At 65.4% G+C, this 664-nt stretch carries 1 protein-coding gene; it reads left to right on the top strand.

Going from position 1 to position 664, the window contains the following annotated elements:
* On the top strand, positions 1-664 hold a 664-nt coding region (gene zapE / locus ACXJKJ_RS30790), incomplete at both ends, for a cell division protein ZapE (RefSeq protein ID WP_457395305.1).

Genomic DNA, 664 nt, shown 5'->3' with positions numbered 1-664 from the left:
GTTCTACGACGGGCTGCCGATCGAACAGAAGTACCGCACCCATTTCCATCGCTTCATGCGCGGCATCCACGAGCGCCTGCGCGAGCACCAGGGACAGAGCGATCCGCTGGCGAAGATCGCCMRSGAATGGCGSMGCAASCTGCGCGTGCTGGTGCTGGACGAGTTCTTCGTCAMCGACATCGGCGAYGCRATGCTGCTSGSGCGCCTGCTCGARCGCMTGTTCGCCGARGGCGTGRCSCTGGTGACCACCTCCAATACCGCCGTGGAAAACCTGTACCTCAACGGCCTGCAGCGCGACAGCTTCCTGCCCGCCATCGGCCTGCTGCAGACCTACTGCGTGGAGCTGTACGCCGAAGGTACCGAGGACTACCGGATGCGGGCGCTGACCCGCTCGCCGGTGTACCAGGCCCCACGCGATGCCGGCAGCGATGCCTGGCTGGACACGCGCTGGGCCGAGCTCAGCGGTGGCCAGCCCGCCAAGCCGGGCAACATCGAGATCGAAAGCCGCAAGATCCCGGTACGCGGGCGCGGCAAGAGCATCGTCTGGTTCGACTTCAAGGCGCTGTGCGAAGGTCCGCGCGGGCCGTCGGACTACATCGAGATCGCGCACGAGTTCAACACCGTGCTGCTGGGCGACATTCCGCATTTCGACACACTCAACGAA

The organism is Roseateles sp. P5_E1, from assembly GCF_054049335.1.
This window is presented reverse-complemented; position numbering and strand designations above follow the sequence as displayed.